At 53.7% G+C, this 16,473-nt stretch carries 17 protein-coding genes; 9 read left to right on the top strand and 8 right to left on the bottom strand.

The features are described 5' to 3' along the window. Positions 1-66: 66 nt before the first annotated feature. From spxB to H627_RS19085, 3 genes are all read right to left on the bottom strand, one after another. Entirely contained in the window at positions 67-1,857 is a 1,791-nt protein-coding gene (spxB, locus tag H627_RS0104040; RefSeq protein WP_051225168.1) for a pyruvate oxidase, read from the bottom strand. A 230-nt stretch (positions 1,858-2,087) separates the two neighbouring features. After that, positions 2,088-2,363: an alpha/beta hydrolase gene (locus H627_RS19090; protein WP_081674646.1), complete on the bottom strand. Its 276-nt coding sequence runs from the start codon at positions 2,361-2,363 to the stop codon at positions 2,088-2,090. A gap of 6 nt (positions 2,364-2,369) precedes the next feature. Continuing rightward, positions 2,370-2,855 carry an alpha/beta hydrolase gene (locus H627_RS19085; protein WP_051225152.1) on the bottom strand — a complete coding sequence of 162 codons (486 nt, stop codon included), beginning with the start codon at positions 2,853-2,855 and terminating at the stop codon, positions 2,370-2,372. Between the two features lie 377 nt (positions 2,856-3,232). On the opposite strand from H627_RS19085, the gene H627_RS19080 reads away from it, so the two are divergent. After that, complete coding sequence (locus tag H627_RS19080) at positions 3,233-4,183, top strand: CAP domain-containing protein (RefSeq protein ID WP_162143222.1); 951 nt, start codon at positions 3,233-3,235, stop codon at positions 4,181-4,183. Positions 4,184-4,253: 70 nt separating this feature from the next. Here H627_RS19080 and H627_RS0104025 read toward each other — a convergent pair whose 3' ends face one another. Next, positions 4,254-5,348 carry a DUF871 domain-containing protein gene (locus tag H627_RS0104025; protein ID WP_027827903.1) on the bottom strand — a complete coding sequence of 365 codons (1,095 nt, stop codon included), beginning with the start codon at positions 5,346-5,348 and terminating at the stop codon, positions 4,254-4,256. 165 nt (positions 5,349-5,513) lie between these two features. Between H627_RS0104025 and H627_RS0104020 the strand changes: the two genes are divergently transcribed. Then, entirely contained in the window at positions 5,514-6,101 is a 588-nt protein-coding gene (locus H627_RS0104020) for a hypothetical protein (protein WP_152319417.1), read from the top strand. Positions 6,102-6,191: 90 nt separating this feature from the next. Beyond that, positions 6,192-6,593, top strand: a complete 402-nt coding sequence (locus tag H627_RS0104015) for a hypothetical protein (protein WP_027827901.1) — start codon at positions 6,192-6,194, stop codon at positions 6,591-6,593. 78 nt (positions 6,594-6,671) lie between these two features. Here H627_RS0104015 and H627_RS16875 read toward each other — a convergent pair whose 3' ends face one another. Next, positions 6,672-7,604 carry a S1C family serine protease gene (locus H627_RS16875; protein ID WP_051225151.1) on the bottom strand — a complete coding sequence of 311 codons (933 nt, stop codon included), beginning with the start codon at positions 7,602-7,604 and terminating at the stop codon, positions 6,672-6,674. Positions 7,605-7,784: 180 nt separating this feature from the next. Beyond that, positions 7,785-8,837, bottom strand: coding sequence for a D-alanine--D-alanine ligase family protein (locus tag H627_RS0104005; protein WP_027827900.1), 1,053 nt, complete (start codon positions 8,835-8,837; stop codon positions 7,785-7,787). A 244-nt stretch (positions 8,838-9,081) separates the two neighbouring features. Here H627_RS0104005 and H627_RS0104000 point away from each other — a divergent pair, with 244 nt between their 5' ends. The 3 genes from H627_RS0104000 to H627_RS21020 all read left to right on the top strand — a co-directional run bounded on the left by H627_RS0104000 (position 9,082) and on the right by H627_RS21020 (position 10,543). Then, positions 9,082-9,915, top strand: coding sequence for a YitT family protein (locus H627_RS0104000; RefSeq protein ID WP_027827899.1), 834 nt, complete (start codon positions 9,082-9,084; stop codon positions 9,913-9,915). A 22-nt stretch (positions 9,916-9,937) separates the two neighbouring features. Beyond that, the gene (locus H627_RS0103995; RefSeq protein ID WP_027827898.1) at positions 9,938-10,282 is read left to right on the top strand and encodes a hypothetical protein; all 345 of its coding nucleotides are present in this window, start codon (positions 9,938-9,940) and stop codon (positions 10,280-10,282) included. A gap of 207 nt (positions 10,283-10,489) precedes the next feature. Beyond that, positions 10,490-10,543, top strand: coding sequence for a hypothetical protein (locus tag H627_RS21020; RefSeq protein ID WP_478383183.1), 54 nt, complete (start codon positions 10,490-10,492; stop codon positions 10,541-10,543). A 458-nt stretch (positions 10,544-11,001) separates the two neighbouring features. Here the strand turns inward: H627_RS21020 and H627_RS0103990 are convergent, their stop codons facing one another. Next, complete coding sequence (locus H627_RS0103990) at positions 11,002-11,475, bottom strand: Hsp20/alpha crystallin family protein (RefSeq protein WP_027827897.1); 474 nt, start codon at positions 11,473-11,475, stop codon at positions 11,002-11,004. 143 nt (positions 11,476-11,618) lie between these two features. Next, on the bottom strand, positions 11,619-13,355 hold the full coding sequence (locus tag H627_RS0103985) for an ABC transporter ATP-binding protein (RefSeq protein ID WP_027827896.1): 1,737 nt from the start codon (positions 13,353-13,355) through the stop codon (positions 11,619-11,621). A 141-nt stretch (positions 13,356-13,496) separates the two neighbouring features. Between H627_RS0103985 and H627_RS0103980 the strand changes: the two genes are divergently transcribed. The 3 genes from H627_RS0103980 (at position 13,497) to H627_RS0103970 (ending at position 15,945) form a co-directional block, all read left to right on the top strand. Further along, entirely contained in the window at positions 13,497-14,012 is a 516-nt protein-coding gene (locus H627_RS0103980; RefSeq protein WP_027827895.1) for an HdeD family acid-resistance protein, read from the top strand. Positions 14,013-14,120: 108 nt separating this feature from the next. Then, on the top strand, positions 14,121-15,290 hold the full coding sequence (recA, locus tag H627_RS0103975) for a recombinase RecA (protein WP_027827894.1): 1,170 nt from the start codon (positions 14,121-14,123) through the stop codon (positions 15,288-15,290). A 16-nt stretch (positions 15,291-15,306) separates the two neighbouring features. After that, the gene (locus H627_RS0103970) at positions 15,307-15,945 is read left to right on the top strand and encodes an HD domain-containing protein (RefSeq protein ID WP_027827893.1); all 639 of its coding nucleotides are present in this window, start codon (positions 15,307-15,309) and stop codon (positions 15,943-15,945) included. Positions 15,946-16,473: the final 528 nt, after the last annotated feature.

Below are 16,473 nucleotides of genomic sequence, written 5' to 3'. Positions count from 1 at the left end.
ACATAAAAGCCCGGCGCAACAACGATTATCTGTTGTTGTGCCGGGCTTATTTCTTACTGAAACAAATTACTTGTCAGTCGGTACATTATGTTCTGCAAAAATCTCTGGCAAACTCTTCAATTCACCGCCGTCGTACTCGGCGAAGAATTCTTGGACGCTGCTGATATGGGTCAGGGCGCGGTTGGCATTGTAGGACGGGTTAACCGTCTCGACCCAGGTACCGTCTTGCTGCTTCAATTCCAGTTCTTCTACTGGAATACCGCGCTTGTCGGTGATCTTGGCGTCGATTAGGAACGGCCGGCCGGCCTGGGTGACTTCCAGGGCCTTGGCGAAGGCGGCAGGCAAATCGCTGGATGCACGTACGGTCACGGCTTCTACGCCCATGCCCCGAGCAATCATCGCGAAGTCTTGGTCTTCGATGAAGATACCGCTGTGGTTCATCGGAATGTCGTCCTGTTCGGACTTGATGAAGTTCAGGCTGGCGTTGGAAGTAATGATGTTGATGATCGGCAGGTCGTATTTCTTTTCGGTGATCAAATCCTGCATGACCATGGAGAAGGCACCGTCGCCGGCAATGTGGAAGACTTGGCGGTCGGGGAAGCTCAATTGCGCAGCCAAGGCTCCAGGGACACCGGAGCCCATGGAGGCAAAGAGGGCGGAAATAACCCACTTATTCTTCGGGGTGAGTTTCAGATAGCGGAAGCTGTTGATGATGTTGTCGCCGACATCAATGGAGTAGATAGCATCGTCGTTAGCAATTTTGTTGATCTCCCGGTAGATCTGCTCGAATTCCAGCGGACTGGTTTCTCGATCCAGCATGTGATCCAAGTAGGCTTGCCAGTTTTGCATATCCGCGACCGCGGCTTGGAAGAAGGATGAGGGTTCGGCGTCGGTGCTGCGGACCAGCATCTTATCGACAAAGGCCCCGGCATCTGACCAAACGCCCTGATCCAAGTAGTGGTGGCGGCCGAATTGGGCTTCATCCACGTCAACTTGGACAAATTTGAACGGGTGGGTGCGATAGATGGCGTTGGCAAAGGGGAAGTCGGCGCCAATGGCGATGACCAGGTCAGACACGGCGAAGATCTCGTCGGCGGCCTTGGAGGCGGCCCGGTTTAACATGCCCAGATTGCCTTCGTAATCGTCCGGAATCAAGCCCTTGGCCAGTCCAGTCACGGTGATGGGAATCTGTAATTTCTTCGACAATTCAACCAGCTTGGCACCATTGTCCCGAATGCCGCGGCCCACGTGGAAGACCGGCCGTTTGGCGGCTTTGACCATTTCTAATACGGCATCCACTTCTAAATCGGTGGGTTGGGGCAGCGGGCGATCCTTATGGTCAGTGGGCGACACTGAACTGTAGAGCTCGTCCGGAATTTGCACGTAGCCGAAGTCGTTGGGAATGACCACAACGGCCACGCCTTGGTGTTTGTAGGCTTCCCGAATTGCCTTGTCCACGATGTAGGGCAGGCTTTCCGACGTCATGACTAAGCGGGCATAGGCGGCTACGTCGGCGAACATTGGATTCTCGTCGAATTCCTGGAAGTAGTTGTAGTTCATGTTGGTGTGGGGGACTTGACCAATCAGAGCCAAAACCGGCGCATGGTCTTCTCGTGCATCATACAGTCCCGTCAGCAGGTTCGTGGCCCCTGGGCCGGCGGAGCCGAAGGTAACCCCAATCTTACCAGTGAGTTTGGCGTCCGCCGCAGCGGCCAGCGCGCCGACCTGCTCATGGCGGATCTGGATGTAGCGCATCCGTTCCTTTTCGATATCCAGGGCGTTCATGGTCGAGTTGAACGAGCCGCCCGGATAACCGTACATGTGGTCGACACCCCAGGCTTCGATCACTTTAAGCATGGCCACAGACGCCGGGACGGTCCCCACGCCGGCGCCGGTTTGGTTCTTTTCTGGTACAGGGTTCGGAACTGTGTTTTGCATAATGAATTAACTCCTTTAATGGTTTGACTGAGCCCACCCCAGGATGGGAATTGATTGCTTACAATCTTAATGGTTACAATCTATCATATCGTGGAACCGATTACAAGAGTTTTGACTGACAACTGTAGTTATTTAAATCGAAATCTGTATCAGTGGAACAGAAATTGGGCGATATCCCGATCCACCTGGGGATTCTGGTGCAGGGCACTGTGGTAGGCGGTGAGCGGGGACCCGGTGATTGTGATCAGCTTGGCCTGGGGAATGGTCTTGGCAAAATGCTGGACGGAAGCCAGCGGTACCTGCCAGTCACTGCGGGTGCCCCAAATATTGCCGCCGATGGCCAGCACGGCAATGTTCTTGGGAAAATCGGCCAGATCGCTGTCAGCCCGGGCGCCGCCGGAGGCAATGTTCACAAAGCGGACCACTGCCGGCTACTGGGCGGTGGGCGGCTGGGTAATGTAACGGGTGGCTAGAAAACCGCCCATGGAGTGGCCAACTAAGTTGATTTGGTGCACCCCGTAATCGGTGTAGAGTTTGGTCATGATGCGGTGCAATTGGGTCGTCTGTTTCTCTGGATTGCGGGCATCCGCAAAAATGATATTGATCAGCGGATTGCGCTGGTTCAGGGCCGCCCGGCGGGTAATGGCCAGGTGGCCATTCGCGCTGACGTTGATGGTCATGGCATCAGTGGCGATGCCGTAGCGGGCGAAGCGCTGAATCATGGGCGAAAATGTCCAAGAGTTGCTGTTATAACCGGGAATGAATACCGTGGCGATGTCTGTTTGCCGGACGGTCAGGTGGCGAATGGCGTTGAGCTGGCTTTGCCACCACACGGTGCCGCCGATTGCCATGGCGCTGAGGACACCAGCGGTCCAACCGACCACTCGCGGCCAGCGGCGATGCGTTTTTTTGGTCATGGGCCGATCCCTTCTTTCTGTTCCTATTGTACGATGTTGGGCTGCCCGGCGGTATTCTGGCGCTTATTCGACCAGTATTTTTATTCACAATCAACAATGAGAATAAATGGCGACAAAAAGGCATTTCTATCAATAGTTTGTGAAATCAACCCATCAGGTACTGCAAAAACGAAGACACATTCTGGGATGCAGGGGCAATTAACAGTGATCCATTGCCAAAAGTGGGCACAAGTGAAGTAATCCGCCGGCCGGCGCGGTTAACTGAGGCGATTGTGGGAGACTTGGCGGGATCTGTTAGCAACTCATCAGATATTGATGGTTCTAAACTCTGTATTTCTAAGATAATCATGATGTGGAGGATAGCAAGGAGTGGATCAATGATGATCACAACAAAAAAACATTCGGCATTAACAGCATTCACCGTGGTGGGCGCCATCACAGCATTAGCCGGCGGCGGGAATATGTGGGTCTCGCTGCCCATGGCCCCGCACTTGGTGGAAGCAGCTGAGCCGACCGCCTATACCCCGAATATCACGGTGGTCAAGAACTTGATTCTCACCGAGATCAATCGGCTGCGGGCGCAGAACCATTTACCGGCGCTGAAGCTGAACAATACGATCACGCTGGCTTGGTCCAACGGTATCGTGGCGAAGAATGCGCAACTGCCGCATCTGCAGCATGATCCGCTGCAGCCGACGGTATTGAACAAACTGGGCTTCGCCCTTACTGGCGAGAACCTGGCTTCGACGCCGGTGGGCGTGACCCGCTTGTTCGGCAATCTGCGCAAGCCCGCGATCACGGACGACCAGACCCTGGCCGTGGAGACGGTAGCCCAATATTACGACGATTATGGGGTCGCCGATTATGGTCACCGGAAGAATCTGTTGAACCCGTACTTTACCGATGTGGGCATTGCCTTTGCCTTGAAGAAAGACACGGATGGCAATTACATTGTCTACAATGCCTTGGATTTTGGCGGCAACGTTTCAGCCAGTCAATATAATGCAGCGGCGGCTTACTTTAACTACGCTCACCAGAATGGGTTGAGCGCGCAGTATCCCACTGTGTATCAACCGTCCAATCCAGCGACCTTGACGCCCGCCCTGATCAAGACAGCGGCACCGAAACGGGTGGCAACGGTTGATTATCGCGGCGGGGTCGGCCTCTTCAATGGCTATGGTCCCAGTGCGCGGTTCACCAAACGGATGCTGCCCAACGGTACCCGCTGGCTGGTGAACGCCGTCGCCAAGGACAGCGTTGGCCGAACCTGGTATGAAGTAGGAGGTAACCAATGGATCGATGCGAAATATGTCACAGTCAATTTCTGACCGTTAAAAAAGACGATGCCGCGTTTTCTGGACAAGAGAAAACGGCGCATCGCCTTTTTTGGTTGGTTAATCATTCATGATGAGTTTCAAAGCGGAACTTGGTCCAGGGGTGGACGTAATCCAGCAGGCTGATCTCGTTTTCGTTGATCCGGCCGACCTTGTTCTTGCGCGGATCGCGATGGGGTTCCAGCGCAATCTGCAATTCATTCTTGTAGTGGCCGAAATCATCGTTGCCGACCAGTACGTCGCCCCGCTGGAATTCGATAGTATTGTCATGGGGCGGGTTGGGTTCATCCTGATAAGTGACCCGCGGCATGGTGGACCGAACGACCAGGGCATTGACGTCCCCGCGGCGGAAGTGCTGGGGCTTCAAGACCACGTCCTTTTCCACCGCATTAACGGCCGGGACGAAATCAATGTCGAATTGCAGCTGGTAGCGATTCAGTTCGCTGAGCGCCTTCAATTCGTCTTCACTGGCATAGGCATTGCCAATCAAGACATCGTCGATCAAGCCGGTGGCGAAAAGCTGCTTCGCTTGGACAGCGATGGGCAGGTGCCGGTGCTGTTCCAGCGTGGGCAGGCCGTCGTTGACGTTCCACGGACCTTGATCGCCGTGTTTGCTGGAAACAAAGGCAGCAGTGTGGATGCCGTGCTTCTTAAAGCGTTCGCTGGCCCGGACGAAGAAATCATAGGTCAGCCCCGTCCCGGTTTGCGGGTAGAAATTGTGACAGCCGTAAATAAACGGCTCATTGGCTTGATAACTCAGAATGTTATCCAAATAGGCCACGTCGTTGCTCATGTTCAACTCAATAATCAAACCATAGGGATTGTACGACAGCATCGCTTCTGTCGCGCCATCGAAACCTGTATCCAAACGTACGCCGGCGGCACCTAAATCGGCGAAGACCTTCAGATCAGAGTAGCTGATGCCCAGCTGGTCGAAAATGTGCGGGGCAACGTCCAGGACAGTTTTGTACCCCAGCTTGTTACCGTAGTCGATAATTTTCTTGAACTTGGCCTTGGTGGCTTCCGGGTCGGTGGCCTCCAGCATGGACATGAAAATCCGGGTGAAGCCGTATTTGTGACCCAGGTCTAAATACTTGGCATCCTCTGCGAAATTGCTGTGATCGGGATAGATAGATAATCCGAGTTGACGAAAAGTCATGAAATGAATCTCCTTCCTCAAGATGGGGTGCGCTGCAGCACCCGTGTATGCACTTTCAATTATACGCAGTTGGGGAAGAAGGGCACAAGGGAACGTGGGCATTTTCTTTGCTTAAGGTAACGCTTTCAGCCATACTCAAAGTAGAAAAAGTGGGAGGGGATGGGCGTGAAAAAGCGAGTGTTGGTCATCGTTGGGCTGGTTGTCGGGGTGCTGGTCTTGGCCTTTGCCATTTGGGGGCCGCCGGTGACCGTACGGTTTACGTATACGGTGCAGCAAACACGCAGTCCGGAGCTGGACCGAGTGCTGCGCCGGCAGGCGGTGCATATTATCCAAGATGGATCACGGACACCAGAGCTGCCGATTGATGCTCGGCAGCAAGCGGCGGTTGCGCAGCAGCTGATGGGCAGTTACCGGTATATTGCCGCGACCAGCGCCCCGCTGTTTGATGCGTTTCGGGCTGGTCAAACAACGATCCGCTATCAGCGGACCAGCAGGTTAGTGACGCCTGGGCAGCCGACCAACGGGACGTATCTCAAGAAGGGCGATACGCTGTTTGGCGGGGCAGTCGGCTCGGCGACGGCCACGGAGAATGGCTACTATACGCTGCACGTGAGGACTACCCGGCAGCACGTCCAAAGTGCGGTATTGGGCCATCCCCGCGGTGCCGGCCGGAATGAGTGGGTAACGATTGCGGCGGATCCTTTCTCCACGGTGGTTGCTACGGATGCCTACCTGCAGCGCATGGATCACTGAGTGTTTATTGTGTCGTTCGGCACATGATCGGTATATACTTTTGGTGTTGGCAAAGACCACTCGGCCCGATTCCCTGAGGAGGGGAGAAAAATGACGATTACAGAGCTTGTTGCCGCCATGGCGGCGAAGGAAACACCGATTACGATCACTGAACCGGCATTGCTTGATTTGGTATTTGGTTTATCCACGCATTTCAATCAAAATTCGCTGCGCAGCATGGCAAGCGGGGCACTGACCGGCATGTTCGTGAGCGGCCCGTCCGCGGCCAGTGCGTCCATGCCCTATATGCAGAGTAAACAGGTAGAGGATATTGAGAAACAGTTGCAGAAGACCAAACGGTTCCCGATCGGTTTGACCTTGACTGAAAATCACTTACCGATCGGTACTCATTTCACTCAAGATATTGATCAGGTGCGGGCGATTTTAGCCGCTGCGCCGGAGTATCTCATTACTTTGGTCAGCGCGCACCAAATCGTTTTGGACCGCAAATAATCGGACAAAAACGCCGGTCATTTCTCCCTGAACTGGGAAAGATGGCCGGCGTTGTGATTACCGCGGGTAAGGGTCAGGTTATGACGCTTGACTGCCGCTATTCATAATGCTGTTGATCGTGGCGACGACGACGTTACTGGGAATGGCGAAACCCATGCCGTCTACGGTGGTTCCGCTGGAGGTTTCCCCGGACAGCTTCATGGAGGTGATCCCGATGATTTGACCGTTGAGGTTGATCAACGGGCCGCCGGAGTTGCCGGAGTTGATGGCCGCATCGGTCTGGATGGCCTTCATCGTTGTGGTGCTTTGACTATCATCATCTTCAGCAACAGTCACGGTGCGGCTGGTGGCGGAGACGATCCCTTCAGTGACGGTATTGGCGTATTCGGACCCCAGCGGGGAGCCGATGGCCAAGACAGATTCACCGGCGCTGATGGTGCTGGAATTGGCGAAGCTGGCTGTGGTGGTCACTTTGCTGCTGTCGATGGCCAAGACGGCGATATCTTTGCTGGCGCTGGTGCCGACCAGCGTCGCGGTGACTTTGGTACCATCGTTCAGCAGGACTTGCAGTTTGTTGGCGCCGTCAACGACATGGTTGTTGGTGACAATATAGGCCTTGTCACCGCTCTTCTTGAAGATGACGCCGCTGCCTTCGCTTTCAGAAGTGGTGGACTGGGATTGCCCCTGACCGTACCCGCCATACCCGTAACCGGCGTATTGGCCGCTGTCAGTGCTGGTTTGGGTCGCGATGACAGAAACCACGGCGTTAGCGACTTTCTTATAGGCCGCACTGGCGGTGCCGCTGGCTGCTGTCGTGGTGGACAGATTCGTGGTGGCGGCAGTGCTGGTGGTCGTATCGGCGGCTGTGGTGGCGGTTTGCTGATTTTGGTTGACTGCATAAACGACACCGCCACCAACCCCGCCGCCGAGCAGGGCAGTGGATAAGGCTAACAGGACGATTTTGGATTGGTAATGATTCTTAACGGTCGTCTGATCATTCTTTTTACTCATTTGGATGTCTTCCTTTCGTTCTCTTGATTGTCTTTACTATATCGAACAAATCGGAAGAAAAAAGTAATAAGCAGGGGCGAAAACAGGACCAAATCATGACTTTTCTGCGTAATTGATGATGTAAAAAAACATCTGATTGGGCGCCCAATCAGATGCGATCTAAATGAATATATGAAACGATTAGCGCTTGCTGTGCTGGTACAGATTCCACTTGCCCATGACGATGCTGTTGCACAAGTCAGCGTAATGGATGCCGGCCGCTTCCGCTTCTTGCGGCAGCAGGGACAGCGGCGTCATTCCGGGCAGGGAGTTGGCTTCGATGACATAGAGTCCGTCGGCGTTCCAGAAGAAGTCGATACGGCCGTAATTGGCCATGCCTAAGACGGAGAAAGTCTTCAAGGCCAGTTGCTGCATTTCGCGATGCACATCATCGGGAATATCTGGCGGGGTGATGAAATCAGTATGCCCCGGCTGGAATTTGTGCTTGAAGTCGTACCAGCCGTCTTTGACTTGGATCTCAATCGCCGGCATGGCCTGGCCGTTGACGATTCCCAGCGAGAATTCCCGGGCCTTGATGAATTCTTCAATGACTACTTCGTCGTCGAAGCGGAAGGCATCATCCAGTGCGGCGTCCAGTTCGTCGGCGGTATGGACGATGTGGGTGCCCACACTGCTGCCGCCGTTGCTGGGTTTGATCACGATCGGGTAGCCGAAGGGAATCGTGAACGAATGGCGCTGATCCTCCCGCACGGCAATAAAGTCCGCCGTGGGGATGCCGTTATACTTCATGATCTCCTTGGAGACCTTTTTATCCATGGCGACGCCGGAGGCCAAGGTGCCGGAACCGGTGTACTTGATGTCAGACAGATCCAGGACCGCCTGGACCTTGCCATTCTCCCCATCTTCCCCATGGAGACCCATGTAGACGATGTCGGCATGTTCCAGGACCGCCATCACGTTTTTGCCGAACAGGCCGCGGGTGCCGTCGGTGCGCAGGGCGTTGATCGCTTCATCGGTCAAGATTTCATCGGAGATTTCGTATTTGGGTTGGCTTTGTTCTTTCGTGAAAAGGGACTCCACGGCGCCCGCATGTTCCAGATCCAAGCCGAGAAACAGATCAACCAAGGCAACTTCATGGCCCTTGGACCGCAAAGCGTTGGCGACTTTCGCCCCCGACGACAAAGAGACGTTCCGTTCTGTGCTGCGGCCGCCGGCTAAGACTACGATTTTCATTTATATCCCACTTTCCATTATGTGGTCCAGCCAGGAATCGCTGACCGACTACCTGAGTCGGGAAGGGGCTGGCGCGCGTCACGCAGAGCTTGCCGGCCGATCTTCTAGAAATCCCTGAGCTGTCCGTTTAGAGAACCTTAAGCATAGCATATTATCCGAGCATCCGACTAGCCTTGCCCATGAAATTGATGCTAAAATTTAAATATAGGCACCAACCTAATCTGTACCAAGAAAGAGGGAATCTATGCGTAAAATTACCAATCATATTGTGGGCCGTTATGTTGTGTTTGCCCTGGCCCTGGCAATCATTGCAGTCAGTATCAATCTGTTTTACGCGCCGCATAACGTGGCCGCCGGCGGGGCGACAGGGATCGCAGTCCTCGGTGAAGTGGCCTTTGGCTGGCCAGTAGCGCTGACCACTTTGGCGGTGAATCTGCTGATGCTGGTGGCAGCCTTTATTTTTCTGGACAAGGCGACGACTGGCCGGATCATCCTGGGCAGTTTTGCGCTGCCCTTGATGTTGGGTATTATTCCTCAGGTTAAAATCGTCAATGACCGGTTGCTGGCAATCATCGTCGGCAGTGCGATTTTTGCCGTCGGCGTCGCGCTGCTGTACCGGATTGACGCCTCCAGCGGCGGGACGACGGTGCCCCCGCTGATCTTCCGGAAATACTTCGGGGTGAAAACTTCGGTGGGGCTGCTGGTCGTCGACTTGATCGTGTCCCTGGGCAACATTTTTGTCAGCGGGATCGAAGCCTTTATCCTCGCCGTTTTCTCCATCGTATTGACCAGCATTATCATGAATTATATTGAAACTGGGCTGGACCGGAAAAAGACCGTGTTCGTGATGAGCAATACGGCCCTGCCCCAGATTAAGCAGGTCGTGAACGAACAATTACCCCACGGGTTAACGGTTTTACCCGTGACCGGCGGTTTCTCTGAAGCACGGCGGGAAATGTTGATGATTGTGGTGGAACAGGCGGATTATCAGTCCTTGACGAAGCAGATCCTGGCCATTGACCCGGAGGCGTTCATTACGGTAGCTGATGTCGCCGCGGTCCACGGGGGAATTTTCTAGGTTCAGAAAGAAGCGGACGATAATGGCAAGTGTATCGATTCCAGAAGATTTGGCCCAAGCGGAACAACGGGCCAAAGAGTTGCAGTCCCGCAATATTGAAACGACGGTGGACGCGGTGATCCAGCAGGCGATCACGGATTACGTCCAGGAGATCTTGATGGAGGGCCTGGAAGGGTCCTACGTCACCACCCATTTTGCGGATGATCAGCTGACCATTACAGAGGACGCCACCGGCAAGGTGCTGACGACGATCCCCGCACCAGATGGCGGCTTTCAAGCGGCCTTCCGCAGTCAGGGACGAATGCTGATGCAGAATTTGGCGAATAAGGTTCAGGAGAAGTTTCGGGATCGGATTATTCGCGGGTAGGCAAATCAATTGAGGGCGCCCAGGGTCGTAAGTCAACGACCCTGAGCGCCCTTTTATAGGCTCACTAGGATTTTTCTGATATACTATTTCAGCAGGAAGTTTTAAGGACGGTGGCTGTCTTTTCCTTGTGAGGTGAGGCTATGGGAACATGGAAGAATCCGCAGAAAGGTTTCACAGCCAGTGAGCGTTTTCCAAACGTTGTCGCTGATGACTGCGTTCGGGTTACTCGTCGCAACCATCATGCACCACGACGACAAGTAACAAAAAAAGCCGTCCCGATTGAACTTTTGGCGAAGTTCGAGACGACTCGTTAGTCAACTTAGCTTTTGCCACCGCCTTTAAAGCGGCTTGTATCGGGCCTCATCCCAATGGGGCCCTTTTCTCTTCTCTTGTATTTTATACTAAATAACTTGTATGTTTCAAGTGTGAGCTTTCCTGCATCACTAGAAACAGCGTCAATACTATGTTTCTAGCAACCTAATTGACCCTTGCTGATTAAATACTAAATAACTTGTATGTCTCAAGCGTGCACTTCTTTACGTTGCCGCAAACAGCATTGATGTTTGCGGTTCTGAATAAGCGTATGAGTCCTTGCAAAAAATCCCAAACCAGTCAGTTTCTTCACTGCTAGCTTGGGATTTCTTTTGGTATTCGGTTTATCTGTCACACTTGATCGTTTGCGTCCAGTCACCGCTCAGGCCGCTGGGCGTGGATCAAAGTTACTGAATGTCGATGTTGTGATTGTGTTCGTTATCCACGGACATCTTTGGCAGGGTAACTGTCAGCACACCATTAGTGTATTCGGCTTTAATGCCATTCACATCAACGTTAGGCAGTTGATAGCTACGGCTCATTGCACCGTAGCTGCGTTCGGACATTAAGACGTTGCCATCTTTATCGGCATGGTCTGCCACGTCCTTCTTGACCACATTGATGCTCAATACGTTATCGTGATAATTCAGTTTAATGTCGTTCTTGTCGACACCCGGAATATCAACGCGGGTGATGTAATTATCCTTAGTTTCCTTCACATCAGTCCGCAATCCATTAACAGCTGTGGTGTTCATTGCCGGATTAAACCAATCCATCCAATTAGACATCGGGCCGAAGAAACGATGGGATAAACTATCCAAGAACGGATCGTCACTCATCAAATCATTGTTATTCCGACGCGTCATCATATCATTCGCCATAACAGAAAACTTCCTTTCGTAAAGTACCAATGGGGATCAGAACCGATGTCCTTTTCCCTCACTGCACTTATTATGTTAGCAGGAATTAGCACTTGTGTCAACTGTCTGCTAAAATTGGTTGGAAGTTTTTTCCGACTCTGAGATTACTTGAACTGTAAGGCGTAGAGCTGGGCGTAGCGGCCGTTCTTAGCTAATAATTCCTTGTGAGTGCCGCGTTCGATGATTTCGCCATGCTCCAGAACCAAGATTTCGCTGGCGTGTTGGATGGTGGATAATCGGTGGGCAATCACCAGACTGGTCCGGTTGGTCATCAGCCGATCAAAGGAGTCTTGGATGTAGCGTTCCGTCTCGTTATCCAAGGCTGCGGTCGCTTCGTCAAGAATCACAATGGGGGCATCCTGGAGAAAAATCCGGGCAATGGCGATCCGCTGCTTCTGCCCGCCGGATAAGCGCACGCCCCGTTCGCCGACCCGTGTATCCAGGCCGTCCGGCAAGGACTTGATAAAGTCGGTGATGTTGGCCGCATCAGCAGCGGACCAGATGGCTTCATCGGTGACCGAGCCCAGCCCGTAGGCAATGTTATCCCGGATCGACGTGTCCAGTAATAACACATCCTGGGTAACAACACCAATCTGGCGGCGCAGATCATGGCGGCGGACTTGGCGAATGTCGGTGCCGTCAAAAGTAATCGCACCGGCGGTGACATCGTAGAACCTGTCCAGCAACTTGGTGATGGTGGTTTTACCGGCGCCTGAAGAGCCAACCAGAGCGACGGTTTCGCCCTTGGGCAGGGTGAAAGATACATCCTTGAGAATCGCAACATTGTTGCTGTAGTGGAAATCAACATGTTGAAACGCCACGGCATCATGGAATGGCGCCAGCGTTTGCGGGAGAGGCGGATCAATGACTTGGGGCTGCTGAGCAATCAGATTTTCGATCCGTTCGTAGGAAACGACGGCTTGCTGGAATCGATCGATCAAGTTGGTTAAGGACCGCACCGGGGCTTGCAGAATCGCTAAGTAGGACAGGTAGGCGACGATACCGCCAACGGTGAAGTTCTTGCCCATCACTTGGTAAGCCCCGACGCCGATGATCAGGGCGGTACCCAGATAGTCGACAAAGTCGATCAGCGGAGAGAACTCGGCGAAATACTTTGTGGCGGCCAGCTGATTTTTCCGATTATCCTCATTGACTTGGGCAAAGGTATCGGCGGTTTGGTCTTCCGTCGCCATGCTCTTGATCAGCAGGATATTGGCCAGGCTTTCTTGAATCTGGTTGTTCATTACCCCGGAAGATTGCCGCACCCGCCGCCAAGCGCCGCGAATTAAGCGGGTGAAGAAGAGATTAACCATAAATAGAATTGGAAAAGTGAGCACGATCAATCCGGTCAGCAGGGCGTTCTGGGTAAACATGATGACGAGGACGATCAGCGCGGTCAGCACGCTGCCCACCAGGCCCAAGGCGTTGGGTGACAGTAATCCTTGCAGGGCGTTGACGTCGCTGGTGAGCACCACCATCAAGTCCCCTGTCTTGCTGGTTTCAAAGAAGGCGAAGTCCTGCCCCAGGGCATGGGTGAACAGGGTGTTGCGCAGCCGGGAGACCGCGTTTTGCGACACCCGGGCCAGTAAGTAGCTGCTGCCGGCGGATAGCAGGCCGTTGACGGCGGTCAGGCCCAATAGCCCGCTGACGCTGAGCAGCAGCAGAGACACCGCCTGTTGGGGAATGATTTTATCGATCACTGTTTGGGTGATCCGCGGAATCGCGTATTGAATCCCGGCGGTAGCCACGAGCATGACCATCACCAGGGCTAAGTAATGTTTGGCGTCAGCCAGTTGGCGGGCAAAGAAGCGCAGCATTCGCCAGATCGTCGATTTGAACATCCTGATCCCTCCATTGTGTATCCTCTAATTGTACCCTGGTTTCGCCCGCCCTGCCGATTTCCAGCTTCGCCCACTAAACGGTCTGCTTGGCGGTCAATATGGTAAAATGAAAATAGAAAGAAAAAGGGGGTTTGTATTATTATGGATAGATTCGATTCTCCCCGCCGACGGTTCCGTTGGCCATTGGCCATTTTAGGGGCCATCTTCATCGTGTTGGGCTTATGGGCGTTCAGCCGGCCCGGCGGTGCTATTAGCGGGATTGTTTGGGCCTTCGCCCTGGGGATCCTGTTCAAGGGCGTGATGGACATCGCCGTGTGGTATGACATGGGCAAGGCCGGCGTCAAGCGGCCGACCTATGTGCTGCTGACTGGGATCCTGGATATCCTGTTCGCTATCCTGTTGTTTGCCAACAGCCTGCTGAGCACTTTGTTCATGGCTTATTTGTTCGCCGCGTGGTTCCTGGTGGACTCGATTGCCTCCATTGCGGCGGCGGATTTCTCCCTGCACCGTACGTTTAATATTGTGATGGGGATTCTGGGGATTATTGTCGGGATCGCAATGCTGTTTAATCCGCTGTATTCCGTGATTACCCTGGCCTACTTGGTGGCGGCGTACCTGCTGATCTTCGGCGTCATCCTGCTGACCCGGGCGTTCTGATTTCTACTACTTATTGACTGGTCCTGCGGGGCCAGTTTTTTAATTGCTTGCGGTGGTAATCAAGAACATTTGTTTGTATAATGGAGAGTGAAGAAAGCGGGCGATCGCATGGCCAAGACAATTGCGAAAACACAGGATCTCGTGCAGCTCAAGGAGAAACCGGAACGGGCCAAGGCATTGCAAAAAGCGTTGGCGGATATTGAGAAAGAATACGGCAAAGGCGCGATCATGAAAATGGGGGAGAAGCCCAACATGGACATCCAAACCATTTCCAGCGGTATTCTATCCTTGGATATGGCCTTGGGCGTCGGCGGGTTCCCCCGGGGCCGGATCGTTGAGGTCTACGGTCCTGAGAGTACCGGGAAAACGACCATCGCTTTGCAGACGGTGGCGGAATGCCAAAGAGAGGGCGGCACCGTCGCCTACATTGATGCAGAAAATGCCATGGACCCGGTTTACGCCAAGGCGCTGGGCGTGGACATCGACAGCCTGCTGCTGTCCCAACCCGCCAGCGGCGAGGAGGGGCTGGAGATTACCCAGAAACTGGTCACCTCCGGCGCCGTGGACATGGTGGTCGTGGATTCGGTCGCCGCGCTGGTACCGGCGGCAGAAATTGAAGGTCAGATCGGGGACAACCACGTCGGTCTGCAAGCCCGCTTAATGTCTCAGGCTCTGCGCTCCCTCGCTGGGGAAGTGCACAAGACTAATACTCTGGTCGTCTTCATCAATCAGCTGCGGGAAAAGATCGGCGTGCAATTCGGCAGCCCAGACGTCACGCCCGGCGGTCGGGCGCTGAAGTTTTACGCCACGATTCGGCTGGAGGTGCGCCGGGGCGAGTTTGTCAAAGACGGTAAGGAAAACGTCGGCTTCGTCAGCAAACTTAAAGTGGTGAAGAACAAGGTTGCCCCGCCGTTTAAGGTGGCCGAGACCACCATGTACTTCGGTCACGGCATTGAAAAGAATGCGGATATGATCGCTCTGGGCAGCAGCGATGCCTTCGCGGTCGTTAAAAAGAGCGGCAGCTGGTATTCTTACCAGGATACGCGCTTAGGCCAAGGGCCAGTGAATGCCGCGAAGTTCTTGAATGATCATCCCGATACGGCCGCCGCCATTGAGGCGGATATCCGGGCCAAGGCCGATCCGCCTAAGGATGATGACCGGACTAAGCCTGCGCCAGACGACAAAGAGCCGGCACCGACCAAGCCAACGGCCGCGAATACCACCAAGACCGAAGATATTGAAAGTACGCCTGCGGCACCGGCCACCCCGGCGGCTTAATTAAAGGAGCGTTTCGATGGATCACTTACCAGCAATTATTGACCTAGCCCGCCAGCAAGCGGCCGGCGATCAGTCCGGCCACGATTTTGCCCATATTCAACGGGTGGCGGCCAATGCCCGCCAGCTGTTAACGGCTTATCCCGATGCTGACCAGGACTTGGTGTTAAGCACGGCCTATCTGCATGATTACTATGATGAAAAGCTGGTCGCCAATACCACGGCGGCCAAAGCCGCGCTGGTCCAAACGCTGCGCACCGCAGTGGGGTTAACCCAGGAGCGCATTGATCAAATCACCTTCATCATTGACCACATGTCCTTTAGTAAAAACATCGAGACCCATCAACACTTGCCTCTAGCCGGCCAGATCGTCCAAGACGCCGACCGCCTGGATGCCCTGGGCGCTGTCGGCATCTTCCGCGCTATCCGCTACGGCGCCACTCATGGCAATCCCGACTACGACCCGCATATTCCGCCCCGCCAAGAACTGACCGCCGCCAATTACCGCCAGCCCAGCACGATCGTCAATCATTTTTACGAAAAGCTGTTTAAGCTGGCCGCCACGATGAATACGCCAATTGGCCGACAAATGGCAACCGAGCGGACAGCGTTCATGAAGCAGTTTATCAAAGAGTACTTCCAAGAGATCGGCAAATAACCAGCACCCCTAGACCGAAACAGAATTTCACTGTTTCGGTCTATTTTTTACCCTGTTTTGACACGTGACACAATCTTTACCCGGATGCGGCGCAAGGATGACAGAAATCACCAATGACTTGTTACACGCCACCCTTAAACTAGGAAGTGTAGTCGTTTGTAGGCGTCAGCCCTTCTCTGAGTGGAGAAGCCGACACCGGTGCTCCTAATATGAGACTTGCGGTCTGAAGTCAAGAAGGTGCAGGAAGAAAATTGATGGTTAGTAAGAGCTTATGGCGTATACCTCCCCCAGCCCAGGAACGTGATGATTTTTCTGGGTAGTCCTAGCTTTCTAAGTTGTCGCTTGCCGCGTTAGACCACTTTGGCAGGCACGTACAGCTCATGATCAGATAACAGCTTATAGATCACGCGTACGAGCTTGCGAGCGGTCATAATGCAAGCACGTCGGTGTTGATACTTTGGTACCTCCCCGTATTTTTTGTCGTAGTACTTGGCGAATACGGGATCATGCACTCTTATCGAATTGGCA

This window comes from Schleiferilactobacillus harbinensis DSM 16991, assembly GCF_000425885.1.
GTDB lineage: Bacteria > Bacillota > Bacilli > Lactobacillales > Lactobacillaceae > Schleiferilactobacillus > Schleiferilactobacillus harbinensis.
Note: the sequence above shows the minus strand (reverse complement) of the source record. Positions and strands in the feature narration are given on the sequence as shown.